The organism is Bradyrhizobium sp. LLZ17 (genome assembly GCF_041200145.1).
Lineage (GTDB): Bacteria > Pseudomonadota > Alphaproteobacteria > Rhizobiales > Xanthobacteraceae > Bradyrhizobium.
Genome location: NZ_CP165734.1, coordinates 6225969 through 6242138 on the forward strand (window position 1 = coordinate 6225969; position 16170 = coordinate 6242138).

At 61.4% G+C, this 16170-nt stretch carries 13 protein-coding genes; 8 read left to right on the forward strand and 5 right to left on the reverse strand.

The window, feature by feature from the left end; genetic code table 11:
* Positions 1-191 precede the first annotated feature (191 nt).
* On the forward strand, positions 192-716 hold the full coding sequence (locus AB8Z38_RS29915; RefSeq protein WP_156949101.1) for a hypothetical protein: 525 nt from the start codon (positions 192-194) through the stop codon (positions 714-716).
* Between the two features lie 690 nt (positions 717-1406).
* Here the strand turns inward: AB8Z38_RS29915 and AB8Z38_RS29920 are convergent.
* The gene (locus AB8Z38_RS29920; protein WP_051448454.1) at positions 1407-2171 is read right to left on the reverse strand and encodes a response regulator; all 765 of its coding nucleotides are present in this window, start codon (positions 2169-2171) and stop codon (positions 1407-1409) included.
* Positions 2172-2236: 65 nt separating this feature from the next.
* On the opposite strand from AB8Z38_RS29920, the gene AB8Z38_RS29925 reads away from it, so the two are divergent.
* From AB8Z38_RS29925 to AB8Z38_RS29955, 7 genes are all read left to right on the forward strand, one after another.
* On the forward strand, positions 2237-3169 hold the full coding sequence (locus tag AB8Z38_RS29925; protein WP_245286328.1) for a cytochrome-c peroxidase: 933 nt from the start codon (positions 2237-2239) through the stop codon (positions 3167-3169).
* On the forward strand, positions 3166-5631 hold the full coding sequence (locus AB8Z38_RS29930; RefSeq protein WP_369721248.1) for a two-component system VirA-like sensor kinase: 2466 nt from the start codon (positions 3166-3168) through the stop codon (positions 5629-5631). The genes AB8Z38_RS29925 and AB8Z38_RS29930 overlap by 4 nt, the downstream gene beginning before the upstream one ends.
* A gap of 258 nt (positions 5632-5889) precedes the next feature.
* Positions 5890-8790 carry a beta strand repeat-containing protein gene (locus AB8Z38_RS29935; RefSeq protein WP_369721249.1) on the forward strand — a complete coding sequence of 967 codons (2901 nt, stop codon included), beginning with the start codon at positions 5890-5892 and terminating at the stop codon, positions 8788-8790.
* Between the two features lie 29 nt (positions 8791-8819).
* Positions 8820-10961 carry a type I secretion system permease/ATPase gene (locus tag AB8Z38_RS29940; RefSeq protein WP_027520186.1) on the forward strand — a complete coding sequence of 714 codons (2142 nt, stop codon included), beginning with the start codon at positions 8820-8822 and terminating at the stop codon, positions 10959-10961.
* On the forward strand, positions 10948-12399 hold the full coding sequence (locus AB8Z38_RS29945; RefSeq protein WP_369726641.1) for an HlyD family type I secretion periplasmic adaptor subunit: 1452 nt from the start codon (positions 10948-10950) through the stop codon (positions 12397-12399). Before AB8Z38_RS29940 ends, AB8Z38_RS29945 begins: the two co-directional genes overlap by 14 nt.
* Before the next feature lie 65 nt (positions 12400-12464).
* Positions 12465-12992, forward strand: a complete 528-nt coding sequence (locus AB8Z38_RS29950; RefSeq protein ID WP_035969062.1) for a DUF3455 domain-containing protein — start codon at positions 12465-12467, stop codon at positions 12990-12992.
* Positions 12993-13637: 645 nt separating this feature from the next.
* Positions 13638-13811, forward strand: a complete 174-nt coding sequence (locus AB8Z38_RS29955; protein WP_198034903.1) for a hypothetical protein — start codon at positions 13638-13640, stop codon at positions 13809-13811.
* Positions 13812-14373: 562 nt separating this feature from the next.
* Here the strand turns inward: AB8Z38_RS29955 and AB8Z38_RS29960 are convergent.
* The 4 genes from AB8Z38_RS29960 to AB8Z38_RS29975 all read right to left on the reverse strand — a co-directional run bounded on the left by AB8Z38_RS29960 (position 14374) and on the right by AB8Z38_RS29975 (position 15731).
* Complete coding sequence (locus AB8Z38_RS29960) at positions 14374-14823, reverse strand: GcrA family cell cycle regulator (RefSeq protein WP_369721251.1); 450 nt, start codon at positions 14821-14823, stop codon at positions 14374-14376.
* A complete protein-coding gene (locus tag AB8Z38_RS29965; RefSeq protein ID WP_198034902.1) occupies positions 14741-14911 on the reverse strand; it encodes a hypothetical protein in 171 nt (56 codons plus the stop codon). The genes AB8Z38_RS29960 and AB8Z38_RS29965 overlap by 83 nt, the downstream gene beginning before the upstream one ends.
* A gap of 87 nt (positions 14912-14998) precedes the next feature.
* The gene (locus AB8Z38_RS29970) at positions 14999-15310 is read right to left on the reverse strand and encodes a hypothetical protein (protein WP_027520182.1); all 312 of its coding nucleotides are present in this window, start codon (positions 15308-15310) and stop codon (positions 14999-15001) included.
* 31 nt (positions 15311-15341) lie between these two features.
* On the reverse strand, positions 15342-15731 hold the full coding sequence (locus AB8Z38_RS29975) for a dodecin family protein (RefSeq protein WP_369721252.1): 390 nt from the start codon (positions 15729-15731) through the stop codon (positions 15342-15344).
* Positions 15732-16170: the final 439 nt, after the last annotated feature.

Below are 16170 nucleotides of genomic sequence, written 5' to 3' on the forward strand. Positions count from 1 at the left end.
GCGCCTGGCCCGAATGGCCCTCGGTTTGGTCCATGTAAGTTGAAGGATCTTGAATCCGTTGTGCTGAGGAGGACCCGTGACGTGAGCGTCATCATCCCTGACGTTTCAGAAAGCCGCGGCTTCATAAGAACGAAAACCGCCTCACGAGGTTAGAGAGCAAACTGCGAGGTGAGATCATGCGTCGATCAGATATGGCTGCCATCCTGCTTGTAGTCTCTAGTTTCATGCCCGTTGCTGCCTCTGCTCAGCAAACAGCGCCTGATGCTAACCAAACTTCTCCCCAAGCTCGGCCGGAAGTAGCGCCGCAACAGCCGGACAAAGTCCAAGCGCAAAAGACCCCCGTTCAACCAGACCGTACACCGCAACAGTCAGAACAGGCACGGGATCGCGACCGCCAGAGCGCTGAGGACACCCGCATCAATCGAGATTGGACCACCCGGCAAAGTCGCGGCGATGACCGCATGGATATGGATCGCATGCGTCAGATGCATCGGCAGATGGGCCGTATGATGGACCAAGACGAGGACCACCGAACGATCGGCCAAAACTGGCGTCGCGAGGATGATGATATTGACCGCGGTTCTGGATACGCTTCGCCGGGCCGCGGCGAGGGACGGTATGAAGGCCGGTATCATGGAGAAATGCGGCCTTATCCTCGCGTCAAAACCTGCATCGAGTATGAAAACGGCGACGAGTTCTGCCGATATCGGGATTAACCGATGCGTTGGGCTTCCAGCATCACACGACTGCGGCACCGGCGGCTCGCTGGTGAACGCCAGCGCAGAGAAACCCGTGATCGGCGGGACCTTTGTTGATTGAGGCGAGTTCCTCCATCGGGGTTGCGGTTTTGTCCCCGGGAGACGGAGTAACGAGCGTGAGGGGCAGCCGGATCAGGCGAAGGATCGAGAAGCTTGGACCTTACCAGTCACTCGCCGTCTTAGCCGTACCTGTGTGCACGGTGGAGCCCGCCAAACTGTTGGGCGTGGCTCTCGTCGGAGAGGACCACTGGGTGACTGGTACGGTAATGATCGTGCTGGCCTATGCGTTGAGCTTGGCTTTTGTTCACCGGCTATTCCTGATCGTAAAGCCCAAGCTGCTCAGCCTCCATTGGTTCGCACGCGCCTGGGAATGGTTCGTGACGCGCTCAAGAATGTTGGCACCGTAATTCAGCTCATCAGCACGGTTTCCCCCACGCGCACGTCCTTGTTCAGCAGGAGCGCGCGTCGCCGAGCCGCGCCCGCGACTGATCGCCAAGAACACATCAAGGTCAGGGATATCTCCGAGTGATGCACTTCGGGCCAGCAGACGGCACGGCCATTGCCTCGAGAAATCGAAGTCGCACCGCGCTAGGGCTAATGGCTGGGCCGTGAATGCGCAGCTCCGCCACATTTCGCCGTCTGTCCCGATTAAATGCGGTCCACTGGGACGGCGAACACATATCCGACGCCGCGCTCGGTCTGTATCACACGCGGGGCACTAGGATCACGTTCGAGCTTGCGCCGCAATCGAAGAATCTGCACGTCAATGCTGCGATCGAAGACATCTTCGTGAACGCGGGTCGCCTGCAGCAGTTGCTCGCGGCTAAGCGGACGTTGTGGCGCTTCGAGAAATGCAAGCAGCATCGCATACTCCCCCTTCGTCAAAGCGACGGGGGTGCCGGCCGGGTCAGTCAACTGTCGGATCCTGCGGTCGAGCTGCCAGCCGGAAAATCGAAAGCGTCCCCGCTCGGGGGCACGAGCCGGAGCGGCTCTTCCGGCATCGAACCGTCGCAGTATCGCGCGGACACGCGCAAGCAACTCGCGCAGGTTGAATGGTTTCGTCAGGTAGTCGTCGGCACCGAGCTCCAATCCGACCACGCGGTCGATGTCATCGCGGCGGTGACCGGTTATGATGATGACCGGTACGTCGGAGCCAAGCCGGACCTCTCGCAACAGGTCGAGACCGTCCTCGAGCCCGAGCCGAAGATCGAGGATCACCAGGTTAACCTCGGTATCGCCGAGCCGGTCGACCATCTCCTGGCGATTGGACGCCAGCAGGGTACGGATGTTGTTCTCTCCGAAATAGTTTAGGATCATGCGCTGTAAGGCAGGGTCGTCCTCTACGACGAGAACGCACACCTGACGCTCAACGTTTCCGCGAAGGCCTGCGTCCGTCGACGATGAACCGCCCATCACGCTCAACCCTTCCGCCGATCCTCCGAGCGCTAGCGACCTCGATCCGCTGGCGCGGAATTTCATTGCTCTATCTCTGCCTCATTACCGCGGGACTGGCCGCCGCTCAATCGCCAAACCCTCCGGTGGGCGCCGTCCAGGAGCCGATCACGCCAATTCCCCTTGCCCATGGCCAGGAGCTACAGCGGGTGTTGCTCGGAGAGAAGTTGTTCAGCGACAAACGGCTATCTCGCAGTAGCACACAAAGTTGTTCGTCATGCCACGACATAGGAACCAACGGCGCCAGTGCCAACATCAGCGACACTCGAGAGGGGCAAACATCGGCCCTCAACACGCCCACGGTCTTCAACGCGGGCTTAAATTTTCGTCTGAACTGGGAGGGAAACATGCGCTCGCTTGAGGAAGGGGCCGAGCACATCCTGCGCAATCCCGCGATCATGGGGTCGAGCCCGGACGAAGTCGCCGCCAGGATGCGCGACGACCCGGAAATCGCAAGACAATTCCGCGATGTCTACGGCAAGGAGCCCGACGCTGCCGCCGTAGTGGATGCGCTCGTCTCGTACGAGCGATCCCTCACCACGCCGAACAGTCGCTTCGACCGGTGGCTCACTGGAGAAACCGATGCGATTAGCGCAGAGGAATTGTCTGGCTATCAATTATTCAAATCGCTGGGCTGTGTCACTTGCCATCAAGGTGTCAACGTCGGCGGCAACCTGTTTCAGAGACATGGCGTGTTTCACCCGCTGGGCTCGCCAGCTCCCGAACTGCTCCGCGTGCCGAGCCTGCGAAACGTTGCGGCCACGGCGCCCTATTTCCACGATGGCAGCGCGCCGACGTTGCCCGAGGCGGTGAAGGCGATGGGCGTGGCCCAGCTAGACCGCATCCTGACAGACCAGCAAACCTCGGCCATCGTGGCGTTCCTTAAGACATTGACCGGCACCTATCGAAATGAAGAGCTGCGGCCGGCCGCGCCCGGTACCGGCAACGTGCGGCCATGAGGAATTTGCCAGGCGTATTTGGAGTTTCGCTGCTGCTAACCCTGCTGACCTGGCTGTTGCTGCGTGGGATCGATTCAAACGCGCCGGCCTACGCGGCGATCTTGCGGGTGTTCGACGATTATGCGCTTGCCGAAGCCTCGCTCCACCGAGACGTTCTGCAGGCGCGGACCGGGCTGCTGCGCGACTACGACAGTCTCGTCATCGCGGCACGGGACATGGAAGAGGCGGTCAGTCGGCTTCGCGCCCACGCCCAAATCGAGCGTCTCGATACCGGCCCGGTTGACCTTCTCGGAGCCGCGGTTATCCGCCAGGAAGAATTGATGGAGCGATTCAAGACCAGCAACGCATTGCTGCAGAACTCGCTATCCTATATTGGTCTGCTGAGCACAAGTCCGGCATTCCGCGTGCACGACGAGCATCTCGCCGCAGCGGCCGCCGAACTGGGGGCCGCGATCCTTTACCTCGCGCGCGACACGTCGGCCGACGCTCTCAAGGCGCTCCAACAACGGATTAACGGGTTTGCGGCACAGGCCCCCGCCGACGGGCCAGACGCGGAAGTCGCTCGTGCGATGCTGGCGCATACGCGGCTGCTGTATGGCCTCTTGCCCGAGATCGACGCGACGCTGAAGGCTTTTATCGCGGTGCCCGGCGGACACTACCTGCAGGCGGTCCGCATTGTATTCTCCAGTCACCGTTCAGCTGTCGAAGCCTCCGAGCAGCGCTTCAGGCTTCTGTTGTATTTGGTATCCTTGCTGCTGGTGGTCGTCCTGGTATTCGTCGGGGTTCGGCTTCGTGCCCGCGCCCTTGCGTTGCGCCGACGCGCCGCGTTCGAACACGTGATCGCCGAGAATTCGACGCGTCTGATCAACTGCTCGCCGGCCGAGACCGGGACGCGATTGAAGCAGGTGCTTTGTGAGTTTAGCCGTGTCGTCAATGCGGATCGCGCCTATGTGGTTCTGGACGAGAAGCCGGTCCGGATACACGCATGGTCAAGGGATGGAGTAACGTTTCCGCCCGGCTGGCCTCGACAGGCACTCTCAGTCGCCGAGCAGCTTGGCGCAGGTGAAAGTGTGACCATTGCGGACGCGAGCGCGTTGCCGGTTGGTGCGGCCAGGGACGCGCTGACGGAGGCCGGCGTGCGTGCCTGGGCTTGTTTGCCCTTGGTCCGACCGGGGCGGGTACGCGGGATCATGGGTTTTGATCGCTTCCGGCCGATAAGAAACAATATTTCTCCTGTCCCGATCACGCAGCTTGCTGGTGATGCCGTGGCCAACGCGCTCGAGCGCGAATTTCTGGAACGCGAGCAGGGCAAGCTCACGACGCGGCTCGAGCGGGCCCGTCGCATGCAGGTAATCGGATCACTGGCCAGCGGGATTGCGCATAACTTCAACAACATCATCGGCGCCATCCTCGGCTATTCGGAGATGGCGGAGCCGCAACTCATCCGCGGTACCAAACCGGCCCAGCATATCGATGAGATCCGCCGGGCCGCCGAGCGCGGTCGCGATCTCGTTGACAATATTCTGACGTTCGGCCGTCGGGCCGACGGGCGTGCCCGACCGCTGGAGGTGCGCACCTTGTTCGAGGAGGCTGCCTCATTGCTGCGGGCATCGCTGCCACCGGATATTGAACTGGTCTTCGAAGAAGTCGCTGCTGACGTCGCAGTATCAGGCGAGCCTGCACAGCTGCAGCAATTAATCCTCAATCTTTGCAGCAATGCCGCGCAAGCGATGGATGACAACGGGTGCATTCGGGTGGCCGCGAAGAGCGAACACGTGGCCGCTCTCGTTACTATGAATGACGGCGAACTCTCACCCGGCCACTACGTTTGCATTTCCGTAACTGATGATGGAGGCGGAATCGACGAACGCGTCGCGCGACGAATGTTCGAGCCGTTCTTCACCACGCGTGTCGCAGGAACCGGTCTCGGTCTCGCAACGGTTCGCGAAATCGTTCGTGATCATGATGGAGCCATCAACGTTCAGAGTGAACTGGGTTGCGGAAGTCGATTTGAGATTTGGCTGCCTGCCGTGGCGGCAGACACAATCGCGGCGGATAGTGGGTCGGCGCTGCAGCTAGGATCCGGCGAAACCGTGTTGATCGTCGAAAGCGAGCGAGATCGCCTGCTCCGCGATGAAGAAAAACTGGCGGCGTTGGGCTACGAGCCGGTCGGGTTTGAGCTCGCGGCGGATGCCCTTGCGGCATGCCGTTTCGAACCCCATCGGTTCGACATCATCCTGGTCAGCCAGGGTTTGCAGCCTGAAGCCGCCCTGAATCTGGCGCTGGCCCTGCATGAAGCATCGCCGCTACAGCCGGTACTGCTAGCGACCGCGGTCGACGCCGGCATCGACGTGCTGGCGCATTCTGGAATCTCCGAGGTGCTGCGGTGGCCCCTCGACCATACGGAGCTAGCCTCGGCATTGGCGCGCTGCTTGCGAACGCCCGCCAGGTTACAGCCGTAACACAATTATCCTTTCCTGAAATACTTCCGTAGCGCTGGGGCGCCACTACTGGTCGCCCTGCAACCGCGCATGCGCGCCTCAAATCACGGAGGTGACAACGGCTACCAGATCGAGTCCTTCGCCAGGCCTGTTGGCGACCTGCGGCCTCGATGTGAGCGCCGGAATCTCCTGAACATAACTTTCAGCACGAAATCCCAGCAGATCCATCATCCCCAACGCGCATTTGCACAACAATCGACTCTGAAAAGGACGACCACGATGGCCATCACAGCTTCTTTTTCCTCTCGCACTGGCACGCTGTCGGTGTTTGGCGACGCGATCGACGACAGCATCGTCGCCAGCCGCGACCCAGCAGGCAAGATTCTTATCAACGGCGGCGCGGTTACCGTCCTTGGCGGCACGCCGTCGGTTTCCACCACCACGCTGATTCAACTGTTCGGCCAAGGCGGCAATGACACGATTGCAGTCGACGAAACCAACGGTGCAATGCCCGCCGTTCAGCTGTTCGGCGGGGATGGCAACGACACCCTGATCGGAGGCTCCGGGAACGACCTGCTGTTCGGCCAGCCCGGCAATGACACGCTGCTCGGCAAAGGCGGCGACGATCTGCTGTTCGGTGGCGACGGCAACGACACGCTGATCGGTGGCGCTGGCAACGACCAGATGTTTGGACAGGCCGGCAACGATCGCATGATCTGGAACCCGGGCGACGGCACCGACCTGATGGAGGGCGGCGACGGCAACGATACCGCCGAAGTCAATGGCGGCAATGGGGCCGAGATCTTCACGCTCACCGCCAACGGCAGCCGCGTACGTTTCGACCGCATCAGCCCGGCGCCGTTTTCGCTCGACATCGGCACCACCGAGAATTTCGTGCTCAACATGAACGGCGGCGATGACGTCTTCACCGCCGGAAACGGTCTCGCCAACCTGATCAGCCTCACCGTCGACGGCGGCGCCGGCAACGACACCATCACCGGCGGCGACGGCAACGACACGCTGCTCGGCGGCGATGGCAATGACGTCATCACCGGCGGCCGCGGCAACGACGTTGCACGCCTCGGCAGCGGCGATGACACTTTCGTCTGGAATCCAGGCGACGGCAGCGACACTGTCGAAGGCCAGGACGGCACCGATACGCTCCAATTTAACGGCGCCAACATCAGTGAGAGCATGAACATCACGGCCAATCACGGCCGGGTCAAGCTCACCCGCGACGTCGGCAACGTCACCATGGATCTGAACGGCATGGAGCATATCAACGTCGCGGCTCGCGGCGGAGCCGACAACCTCACGGTCGGCGACCTCACCGGTACCGGTGTTACCCAGGTCAATATCGACCTTGCGGGAGTGCCCGGCAGCGGCGTAGGCGACGGCGCGGCCGACACCGTGACCGTCAACGGCACCGCCGCCAATGACAGCATTCAAGTAACTGGAACGGGAGGCTCGGTCACGGTGGCCGGTTTGCCGGCGACGGTCACCCTTACAGGCGCGGAGGGCGCAAACGACCGGCTCACCATCAACGGCGGTGCTGGCAACGACGTCATCAGCGCAGCCGGTCTCGCCGCCGGAAGTGTGCAGCTCGTGATCGATGGCGGGGCCGGCAATGACACCATCTCCGGCAGCGCCGGGGCCGACCGTCTGATCGGCGGCGACGGCAATGATACCGTGATCGGCGGCCGTGGCGACGACTTCGCCGATCTCGGCAACGGCAATGACACCTTCATCTGGAATCCGGGTGACGGTAGCGACATTGTCGAAGGCGGGGCCGGCACCGATACGCTGGTCTTTAACGGTGCCAACATCAACGAGAACATCGACATCTCCGCCAATGGCTCGCGGGTGAGGATGTTCCGTGACGTGGGCAACGTCACCATGGACCTCGGCGGCGTGGAGCATATCCAGCTCGCTACCCTCGGTGGGACCGACACCGTCAATGTCGGCGACCTCACGGGAACCGACACCAAGCAAGTCGCAATCGACTTGTCAGGCATGCTGGGCAGCGGTCAAGGTGACGGCCTTGCCGACACCGTAAACGTCAATGGCACCGCTGGTGACGACAAAATCACTATCGCCAGCAGCGGTTCATCGGTTGTCGTCAACGGGTTGGCTGCGCAGGTGACGATCAACGGCACCGACGTCAGCCTCGATCAACTCGTCGTCAATGGAGGTGCCGGAAACGACATCATCAACGCTTCCGGGCTCCATGCCGGGCAGGTCAACCTCACCATCAATGGCGGTGACGGCAACGACATCATCACCGGCAGCGCCGGCAACGACACCATCACCGGCGGCCGCGGGAATGACATGGCCTCGATGGGAACGGGCGACGACACCTTCGTCTGGAATCCCGGAGACGGCAGCGACGCGGTCGACGGCGGCGCGGGCAACGATACGCTCGTGTTCAACGGCTCAATTGCCAACGAGAGCATGGAGATCTCGGCCAATGGCAGAGGGGCGACGCTCACCCGCGACGTCGGTCAGGTCACGATGAATCTCACCAACATCGAGACCATCGATGTCAACGCCCTGGGCGGCGCGGACACCATCACGGTGGACGACTTGTCCAAGACCAGTGTCAACCACGTCGCCATCAACCTGGAATCGACGCCAGGCAGTGGTGTCGGCGACGGCCAGGTCGACACGGTCGTTATCAACGCGACCAACGCCAGTGACGTGATCAACATCAGCGATAACAACGGTGTGGTCACGGTGACGGGTCTTGCCAATGACGTGACGATCACCGGTTTCGAGGCAACCGATCGTCTCGTCATCAATGGCCTCGGCGGCGATGATGTCATCATTGGGTCCACGCTCTCGGCAAACGTGCAGCTCATCGCCAATGGCGGCGACGGTGCCGACGTCCTGCTTGGTGGTGCCGGCAACGACACCCTTAGCGGCGGAGCTGAAGATGACATTCTGATCGGCGGAGGCGGTCAGGATATCCTCGACGGTGGGTCTGGCAACAACATCCAGATCCAGGCGCCGGTGAGCCGAGCCGCCGCCGTTGCGACAAGCTCGCCGGCCGCGGGTGCCGCCTTGCTTGGTCAGTTCATGGCGTCGAGCCTGGTCTCGGCGGGAGAAGGTCACGATGCGGTCCCGATCGCCGATCCCTCGGCGACCCAGCAGTCGCAGCTCGCACTGCCGCACGCTGCCTGAGCTGAAACCACTTCGCCCTGGAGAGCACCATGAAAATCGAAACCAACGGCCCGAGACCGACCGATCCAGGTCTCGAGGCGCTTGTGACGCTGCTGCATCTCCAGGGCGTTGCGGCCGATGCCGGACAGATCGCGCATCGGCTCGGAACGGACAAGATCGGCGCACCGGAGATGCTCCGATGCGCCAGGGATCTCGGCCTTAAGGCACGCGCCTACCGAACCGATTGGTCACGGCTGGGTGGCACGCCCTTGCCCGCCATCGCATCGCTCCGCGATGGCGGATTCCTGCTCCTCGCCAAGGCAGGCGAGGAAAGGGTGCTGGTGCAGTCGCCGCTGGCGCCCCGGCCTGTGTTGATGACGCGGGACGAACTCGTATCGGTCTGGGATGGTGGTCTGATCCTGATGGCCCGGCGCGCCGGATTATCGGATATCACCCGGCGGTTCGACATCACCTGGTTCCTCGCCGCGATTCAGAAATATCGACGTCTCTTGGGCGAAGTCTTGGTCGCCTCGTTCTTCCTGCAGCTGCTCGGCCTGGTCTCGCCACTGTTCTTCCAGGTGGTCATTGACAAGGTGCTGGTGCATCGTTCTCTAAGCACCCTCGACGTTCTCGTGCTCGGGCTGGTGACGATCTCGGTCTTCGAAACCGTACTGGGAATCCTGCGCACCTATCTATTCGCGCACACCACGAACCGCATCGACGTCGAACTCGGCGCGCGGCTGTTTCACCATTTGCTGGCTTTGCCGATGGCCTATTTCCAGGCGCGGCGGGTCGGCGATTCCGTGGCGCGGGTCCGTGAATTGGAAAACATCCGCAACTTCCTCACCAGCTCGGCGCTGACGCTGGTTATCGACCTGCTTTTCACTTTTGTCTTTCTCGGGGTGATGTTCTTCTACTCGCCGTTGTTGAGCTGGATCGTGCTTGGGTCGTTCCCGTTCTATATCGCGATCTCAGCCGCGGCGACGCCACTGTTCAGGCGACGGCTGGATGAGAAATTCCGCCGCGGCGCCGAGAACCAGGCGTTCCTGGTCGAGAGCGTCACCGGAATCGAGACGGTGAAAGCGATGGCGGTCGAACCGCAGATGCAGCGCCGCTGGGAAGAGCAACTCGCCGGCTACGTGGCCGCGAGCTTCCGGGTCTTGAGCCTCGGCAATAGCGCGAGCCAGACCGTGCAGCTGGTCAACAAGATCGTGATGGCGAGCCTGCTGTATTTCGGCGCCAGGCTCGTGATTGACGGCAGCCTTTCGGTCGGCGAACTCGTCGCTTTCAACATCCTGGCCGGTCGGGTGAGTGCGCCGGTGCTGCGTCTCGCACAGATATGGCAGGATTTTCACCAGGCGCGCCTGTCGATCGCCCGGCTTGGCGACATCCTCAACACCACCGCCGAGCCGAGCTATTCGGCCGGTCGCGCTCGGCTGCCGGCGATCCGCGGCGATATCAAGTTCGACCATGTCTCGTTCCGCTATCGCATCGATGGGCAGGAAGTTCTGCACGACGTCTGTTTCGACGTGCCGGCAGGCCAGACCATTGGCATCGTCGGCCCTTCGGGATCGGGCAAGAGCACGTTCGCGAAACTGGTCCAGCGGCTGTACGTTCCGGAGCGAGGCCGTGTGCTGGTTGACGGCATGGATCTGGCGATGGCCGATGCCGCCTGGCTGCGCCGCCAGATCGGCGTCGTGCTGCAGGAGAACGTGCTGTTCAACCGCTCGGTCCGTGACAACATCGCGCTCGCGGAGCCGGCGATGCCGATGGAGCGCGTGGTCGCCGCGGCGCGGCTCGCGGGCGCGCATGAGTTCATCCTCGAGCTCGCCGACGGCTACGATACCGTGGTCGGCGAGCGCGGCTCGACGCTATCCGGCGGCCAGCGCCAGCGCATCGCCATTGCGCGCGCGCTGGTCACCAATCCACGGATCCTGATCTTCGACGAGGCGACCAGCGCTCTGGACTACGAGAGCGAGCGCATCATCCAGCACAACATGAAGGCCATTGCCAACGGGCGGACGGTGCTCGTGATTGCGCACCGGCTTTCAACGGTCCGGACGGCGGATCGCATCGTCACGCTAGACCGAGGCCGACTGGTCGAGGACGGCAGCCACGACACTTTGATCAAAACCGGCGGCCGGTATGCATCGCTGCATCGCTTGCAAGGGGGCTTCCATGAAGTCAACTGAATCACTGTTGCCCGCCGCGCCCACGCCACGCGTGGTCCCGTTCCGGTCTCCGCGACACCGGCGCGGCGAACAACTGGCATTTCTGCCGGCTGCACTTGAAATTGTGGAAACGCCGCCGTCGCCGATCGGACGCGCCATCGCGACCGCCATCATTGTGCTGTTCTGCACAGCGCTGCTGTGGGCCTGGTGGGGCACCATTGATATTGTCGCGGCGGCAACGGGAAAAATCCTCCCCAGCGGTCGTACCAAAATCGTGCAGCCGTTCGAGACCGGCGTGGTGCGTTCGATCCGGGTCCAGGATGGGCAAGCGGTCAAGGCCGGCGACGTCCTGATCGAGCTCGATCCGACGGCCAATGAAGCCGAGCGCGACCACTTGCACAACGATCTGCTTGCCGAGCGGCTCAACATCGCACGATTGCGCGCGGCGCTTTCCGACGGCGATAATCCCATGGGTGAATTTGTGCCGCCGAACGGCGCAGAGCCCGAGCTGATCGGCACCCAACGCCAGCTTTTGCTGAACCAGGTGACCGAACATCGAGCCAAACTCGCAGCACTTTTCCGTCAACAGGCGCAGAAGGAAGCTGAGCAGGCGACCACGGTAGCAACGATCCACAAGCTCGAGACGATCATTCCCGTGATCCAGTCGCGCGTCGAGATTCGGAAGACGTTGGTCGAGAAAGAGCTGGGCTCGAAGCTGAGTTATTTCGAGGTGGTACAGCTGCTGGTCGAGCAACAAGAGGAGTTCAATGTGCAGAAGAGCCATCTGCATGAGACCGAAGCCGCCGTTGCCGCCATTCGCGAGACGCGCGGTCAGGCCGTGGCCGAATATCGGCATACCCTGTCCGACGAACTCGCCAAGGCCGAGCAGAAGGCCAGCGGGCTCGCCCAGGATCTGATCAAGGCGGAGCAGAGAACCAGGCTGCAGCTGTTGACCGCCCCGGTGGACGGCGTCGTGCAACAACTCGCGGTTCACACGGTCGGGGGCGTGGTGACGGCAGCGCAGCCCCTGGTGGTGGTGGTGCCGAGCGACAGCCGGCTGGAGATCGAGGCCATGGTGTCAAACAGCGACATCGGCTTCGTTCGAGCCGGACAACAAGCCGAGATCAAGGTCGATACCTTCAATTTCACCCGCTATGGCCTGTTGCATGGCCAGGTCATTTCGGTGTCGCAGGACGCCGTAATTCGTGACCGCCAGGACCGCACCGGTGAACGGCCGCTCGCGGCTACCAGCGAATCCAGTGAGCCGAAAGGTCAGGAGTTGAACTACAGCGCGCGCATCTCGCTCGACCGCACCCGAATGCAGATCGACGACAGGATGGTCAACTTGTCGCCCGGCATGGCGGTGACGGTCGAGATCAAGACCGGATCGCGGAGCGTCCTGAGCTATCTTCTGTCGCCGTTGCGCCGCTATCGCCAGGAGATGCTGCGCGAACGCTGAATGCCGGCTGCGTTAAGGATGAGGTCGAGACATAACCATGTTTGGATCTAAACTGGAGAGAATCGATGATTGGTGTCTTAAAACTGACGGTCGCCGTGGTCTGCCTCGTCGGTGCCTGGCTGGTCGCCAAGGTGTCGGCGGAGAGTACTGGATCGATCGTCGCGCGCGCCGGCGCAGTGATCGCAACATTTCATGCCGAGGGCGCCCAGATCTACCAGTGCCGGCCGGAGTCCGAAAAATATCCGTCGGAGCCTCGCGCGCTCAGCTGGCAATTTCGCGAGCCGGTTGCCACGCTCATCGCCGACGGGAAGTCGATCGGCTTGCACTCTGCCGGTCCGAGTTGGGATCACATCGACGGCAGCGGCGTGAAGGCCAGAGTGGTCTCCGCCGCGCCCGGCGAGACTGCAAACGACATTGCCTGGCTGAGGCTTGACACCATTGAACATCGCGGCAGCGGCGTACTGTCCGAAGCCGCGACGGTCGAGCGCATCAACACCAAAGGTGGCATGACGCAAGGACCTTGTGAAACTGCAGGCGCTTATCTCAGCGTTCCCTATTCCGCTGACTACGTTTTCTTGCGCAACAACAGCTGACCGGGGGTACCAGACAACAGCGGGGCGGGGCTACAGGAACTGTGCAGAGGCCATTTCGGTTTGCAAGCTGGGACTCGAATTTCCGCGCTTGCACCGGAAATCCGTGCAGCGACGATTCCGACCTTCTCAGGCGTGCCCGCCGGACTTACCGCGCTGTGCCTCGGTGCCGCGATGGCGATCCTGATAATTTCGTTAAGCCAACGCTCGGAGCCGCGGGCCCTTCCAGCATCAGTGCCACGTCGCAGGCAGGCCGCGGCTTGCTGAACAGAAGGCACTGCCAGTCGGTTCGCGCTGGCCCGCCTAACCGCACATACGAAGGCCGCAGCGGGAGGTTAAATCGCTGCGGCCCGCGCAGGTCAAAAAAAGCCGGGTTAAATAGACAAGTGAAATATGGACCAGCCCCGGGATCTAAAAACCTACTCCGTCATGTGTCCGGTGCAACATAAAATCGTTGTTTCCATTAACGGAACCGGGTTGCTGTTGCAAAATGGATGACAGCGCACTTGACATGGACGGGATGCACGCCCGATCGCCGAGAAGCTCCGTCGCAACCGCCTCAGTCGGCGTGCTCTTAGGTCTGTCGATCTATGTTAGTTCGCGGGCGGCTCCAGCGTGACAGGGTGTTCCCAACGGGGAACGAGCACGATGGACTACCGCGCTTACAGCCAGGACGGACATATCAGTGGAGTCCAAGAGCTCGACTGCGCTGACGACGATGAAGCCAAGGCGAAAGCCACCCAGATGCTCGACCGCCACGATTTGGAATTGTGGCAGCGAGATCGGCGCGTCGCTGTTTTGAAGCGCCATACAAGGCAGTAAGCCTGCCTCGGTTGACAGCCACCAGGGTTTTCGTTTTGTGCTTACCTTGAGGTAGATCAAGGTATCTAACAGGGCCCGGAACACATTGCGAACGCAAACTTTCCGCCTGCGGAACACAAGGTTAAGGCCGCCTCAGTTGGGCCGCCTGTTTCTGTGCGGCGGTTTACGGAATTCAGTAGCGCCGATAGTATCGATGGGCATAGGGCCGACGAACGACGACTACGCCGCGGCGATAGGCAGGACGATAGACCGGGCGGGTTCGGACGCATCCGTGCCGACCGCACACCAGGGCTACTGTCTCAACGCTCGCGATGTTTGATTGTCCAAGCGGAGCAACGGGCATCGCCGATGCCGTTGCAATTGAGAATGCGGTCCCACCGAGAACGGTCAGTGCGGCAAGTGTAAGTTTCATCCATCCTACTCCAGCGGAGCCCATCCCCGCTAACCAGCCTTAGACGTTCGTCCCTGAACCTCGGATGACCAACCGCCCCAGCCTTGCGGGCGCGGGTACCGGTGGATGGTGGTCCGCTTTTTTGACCCAGCAGACGTTCGTGGTGAGCTCTTAACCAGTGTTTCTGACCGCCTCTGCCAGCATGGAGTAGAGCTGCTGCTTGCTGAATTCCTTGGGCTGCTGCCTCTCCGCTGTGTTTCGCGACACCTTCCGTGCGACTGAACGGGCGCAGGCTGCCGACGACGTCGGCCTCAGCTTCAGGGGCGGCCTTATCTTGGGCGTTGCCGTGGGCGGCTTGTGGCCACGCTTCAGCCCCAGACGGGTCAACATGCCGCAAACAGCGTTACGACTGCACCCGAGATGACGCGCTATCTGCGCGGCGCTCTGTCCTGCGGACCAGCGCCTGTTGAGGAGCGCTATGTTTTTCGCATCCCAGCCCATGCGAGATATTATAGCGTGGACTGCCGAACACGCTAGGCTAGTCTTCATCCGGCTCGCGCACGACCGGCGGTTCGTCAGCGTCATCTTCCTCTTCGTCGTCTTCGTCCTCGTCGTCTTCATCGGGATCTCTTGGTGGCATCGCGGTGCCGACGAACGTTGTCGAGTAGGTCGCTGGGATGGAAAATGCTTCGGAGGTGTGTTGCTTCATGTTGCTGCTCCGCAAACGCAACGGGGGACATCAAGTCGACGACATGAGCAAGGCGGTGGCATCCACCACGCAAATGACAGCGTTCAGCTACTTTATCCCCGAGGACTCATTCGGCTCTATGTTCACCAAAACCTTGCCCGTGGTGATTTCGGGAACTCCAAGGTCGAGGTCATGTAGACTTGCTTGAACAAACGCCAGTATCTTGGCGTTCGCTGCATTGGCGCTTTCTCGGTCGTCAAACATCATCACGGCGATGCCAACACCGTCACCCGCATCCAGCACATGGTAAGATCTGAATCCGTGCGATTGCCTTAGGATCTGGCCGACACCGCTCTTGGCGCGGCGAGCGGCGTCCGCCACCGAACGAACCTTGGTATACTTGCGAATGACCATGTACATGAGGCCACCACGAGCCACACGCCCCAACGCATCAAAGCATATCGCTCCCAGTCGGACTATGTCCAACTTCCGAGATGGGCCACAGTGTCCGGTTGGGCGGACCGGGCACCGCGCGCCTTCTCCAATCGGTCCTCCTCGCCCTGCACGTGGCGGCGAGGTGCTGAGGCTCAGGAGCCCTCGAACTTGAACGATACGTTGAGCTTGGCGCGATAGGCTTCCACTTTCCTTTGTCATCCAGCTGCATATCGAGCTTGACGACCTCTGCAATGCGAAGATCTCGGAGAGATTTTGCAGCTTGTTCGACCGCATTCGCGGCCGCCTTCTCCCATGAGGCGCCGCTTGTACCGACCAGTTCAATGACTTTGTAGACGCTATCAGGCATGTTGTTATTCTGTCCGGTATGACGCAGGAAATCTAGCATGAGGGTCTCGACGCGGATACGTCTCGGGGGATGCTACCCGGAGCCGCGAAGGGACAAAACTGCACTTGGCCGGAGGGCAGCTTTTGGCCGCAGCTAACCTGCCGAGCAGCGCCATCATGTCCGCTCATGGCGTGCAGACGGAAACGGGTCCGATTGGCTGTCACTTTTCTGTTTGACCCAATGTATGGTCCGGCCGTGCGTAGCAAGAAGATTTCGTCGGATTGGCGGTGAGCGGTCTTGCATCAATCTATATCCGGCCTCTGATTGGAGCGTGTCGTGCTCCGGGGCCATCATGGCTATCAGCGCGTGCGCGTGCGTTCTCATTAACGGACAGGCCTCGATCGAGCTATTCGGGTCACCAGTGTTCGCATGCGCCGGGAAGACCGAATCTCCATCTCGTCTCATCCTCTCGCAGACCTCGGCTGGAAACTGTTGATGG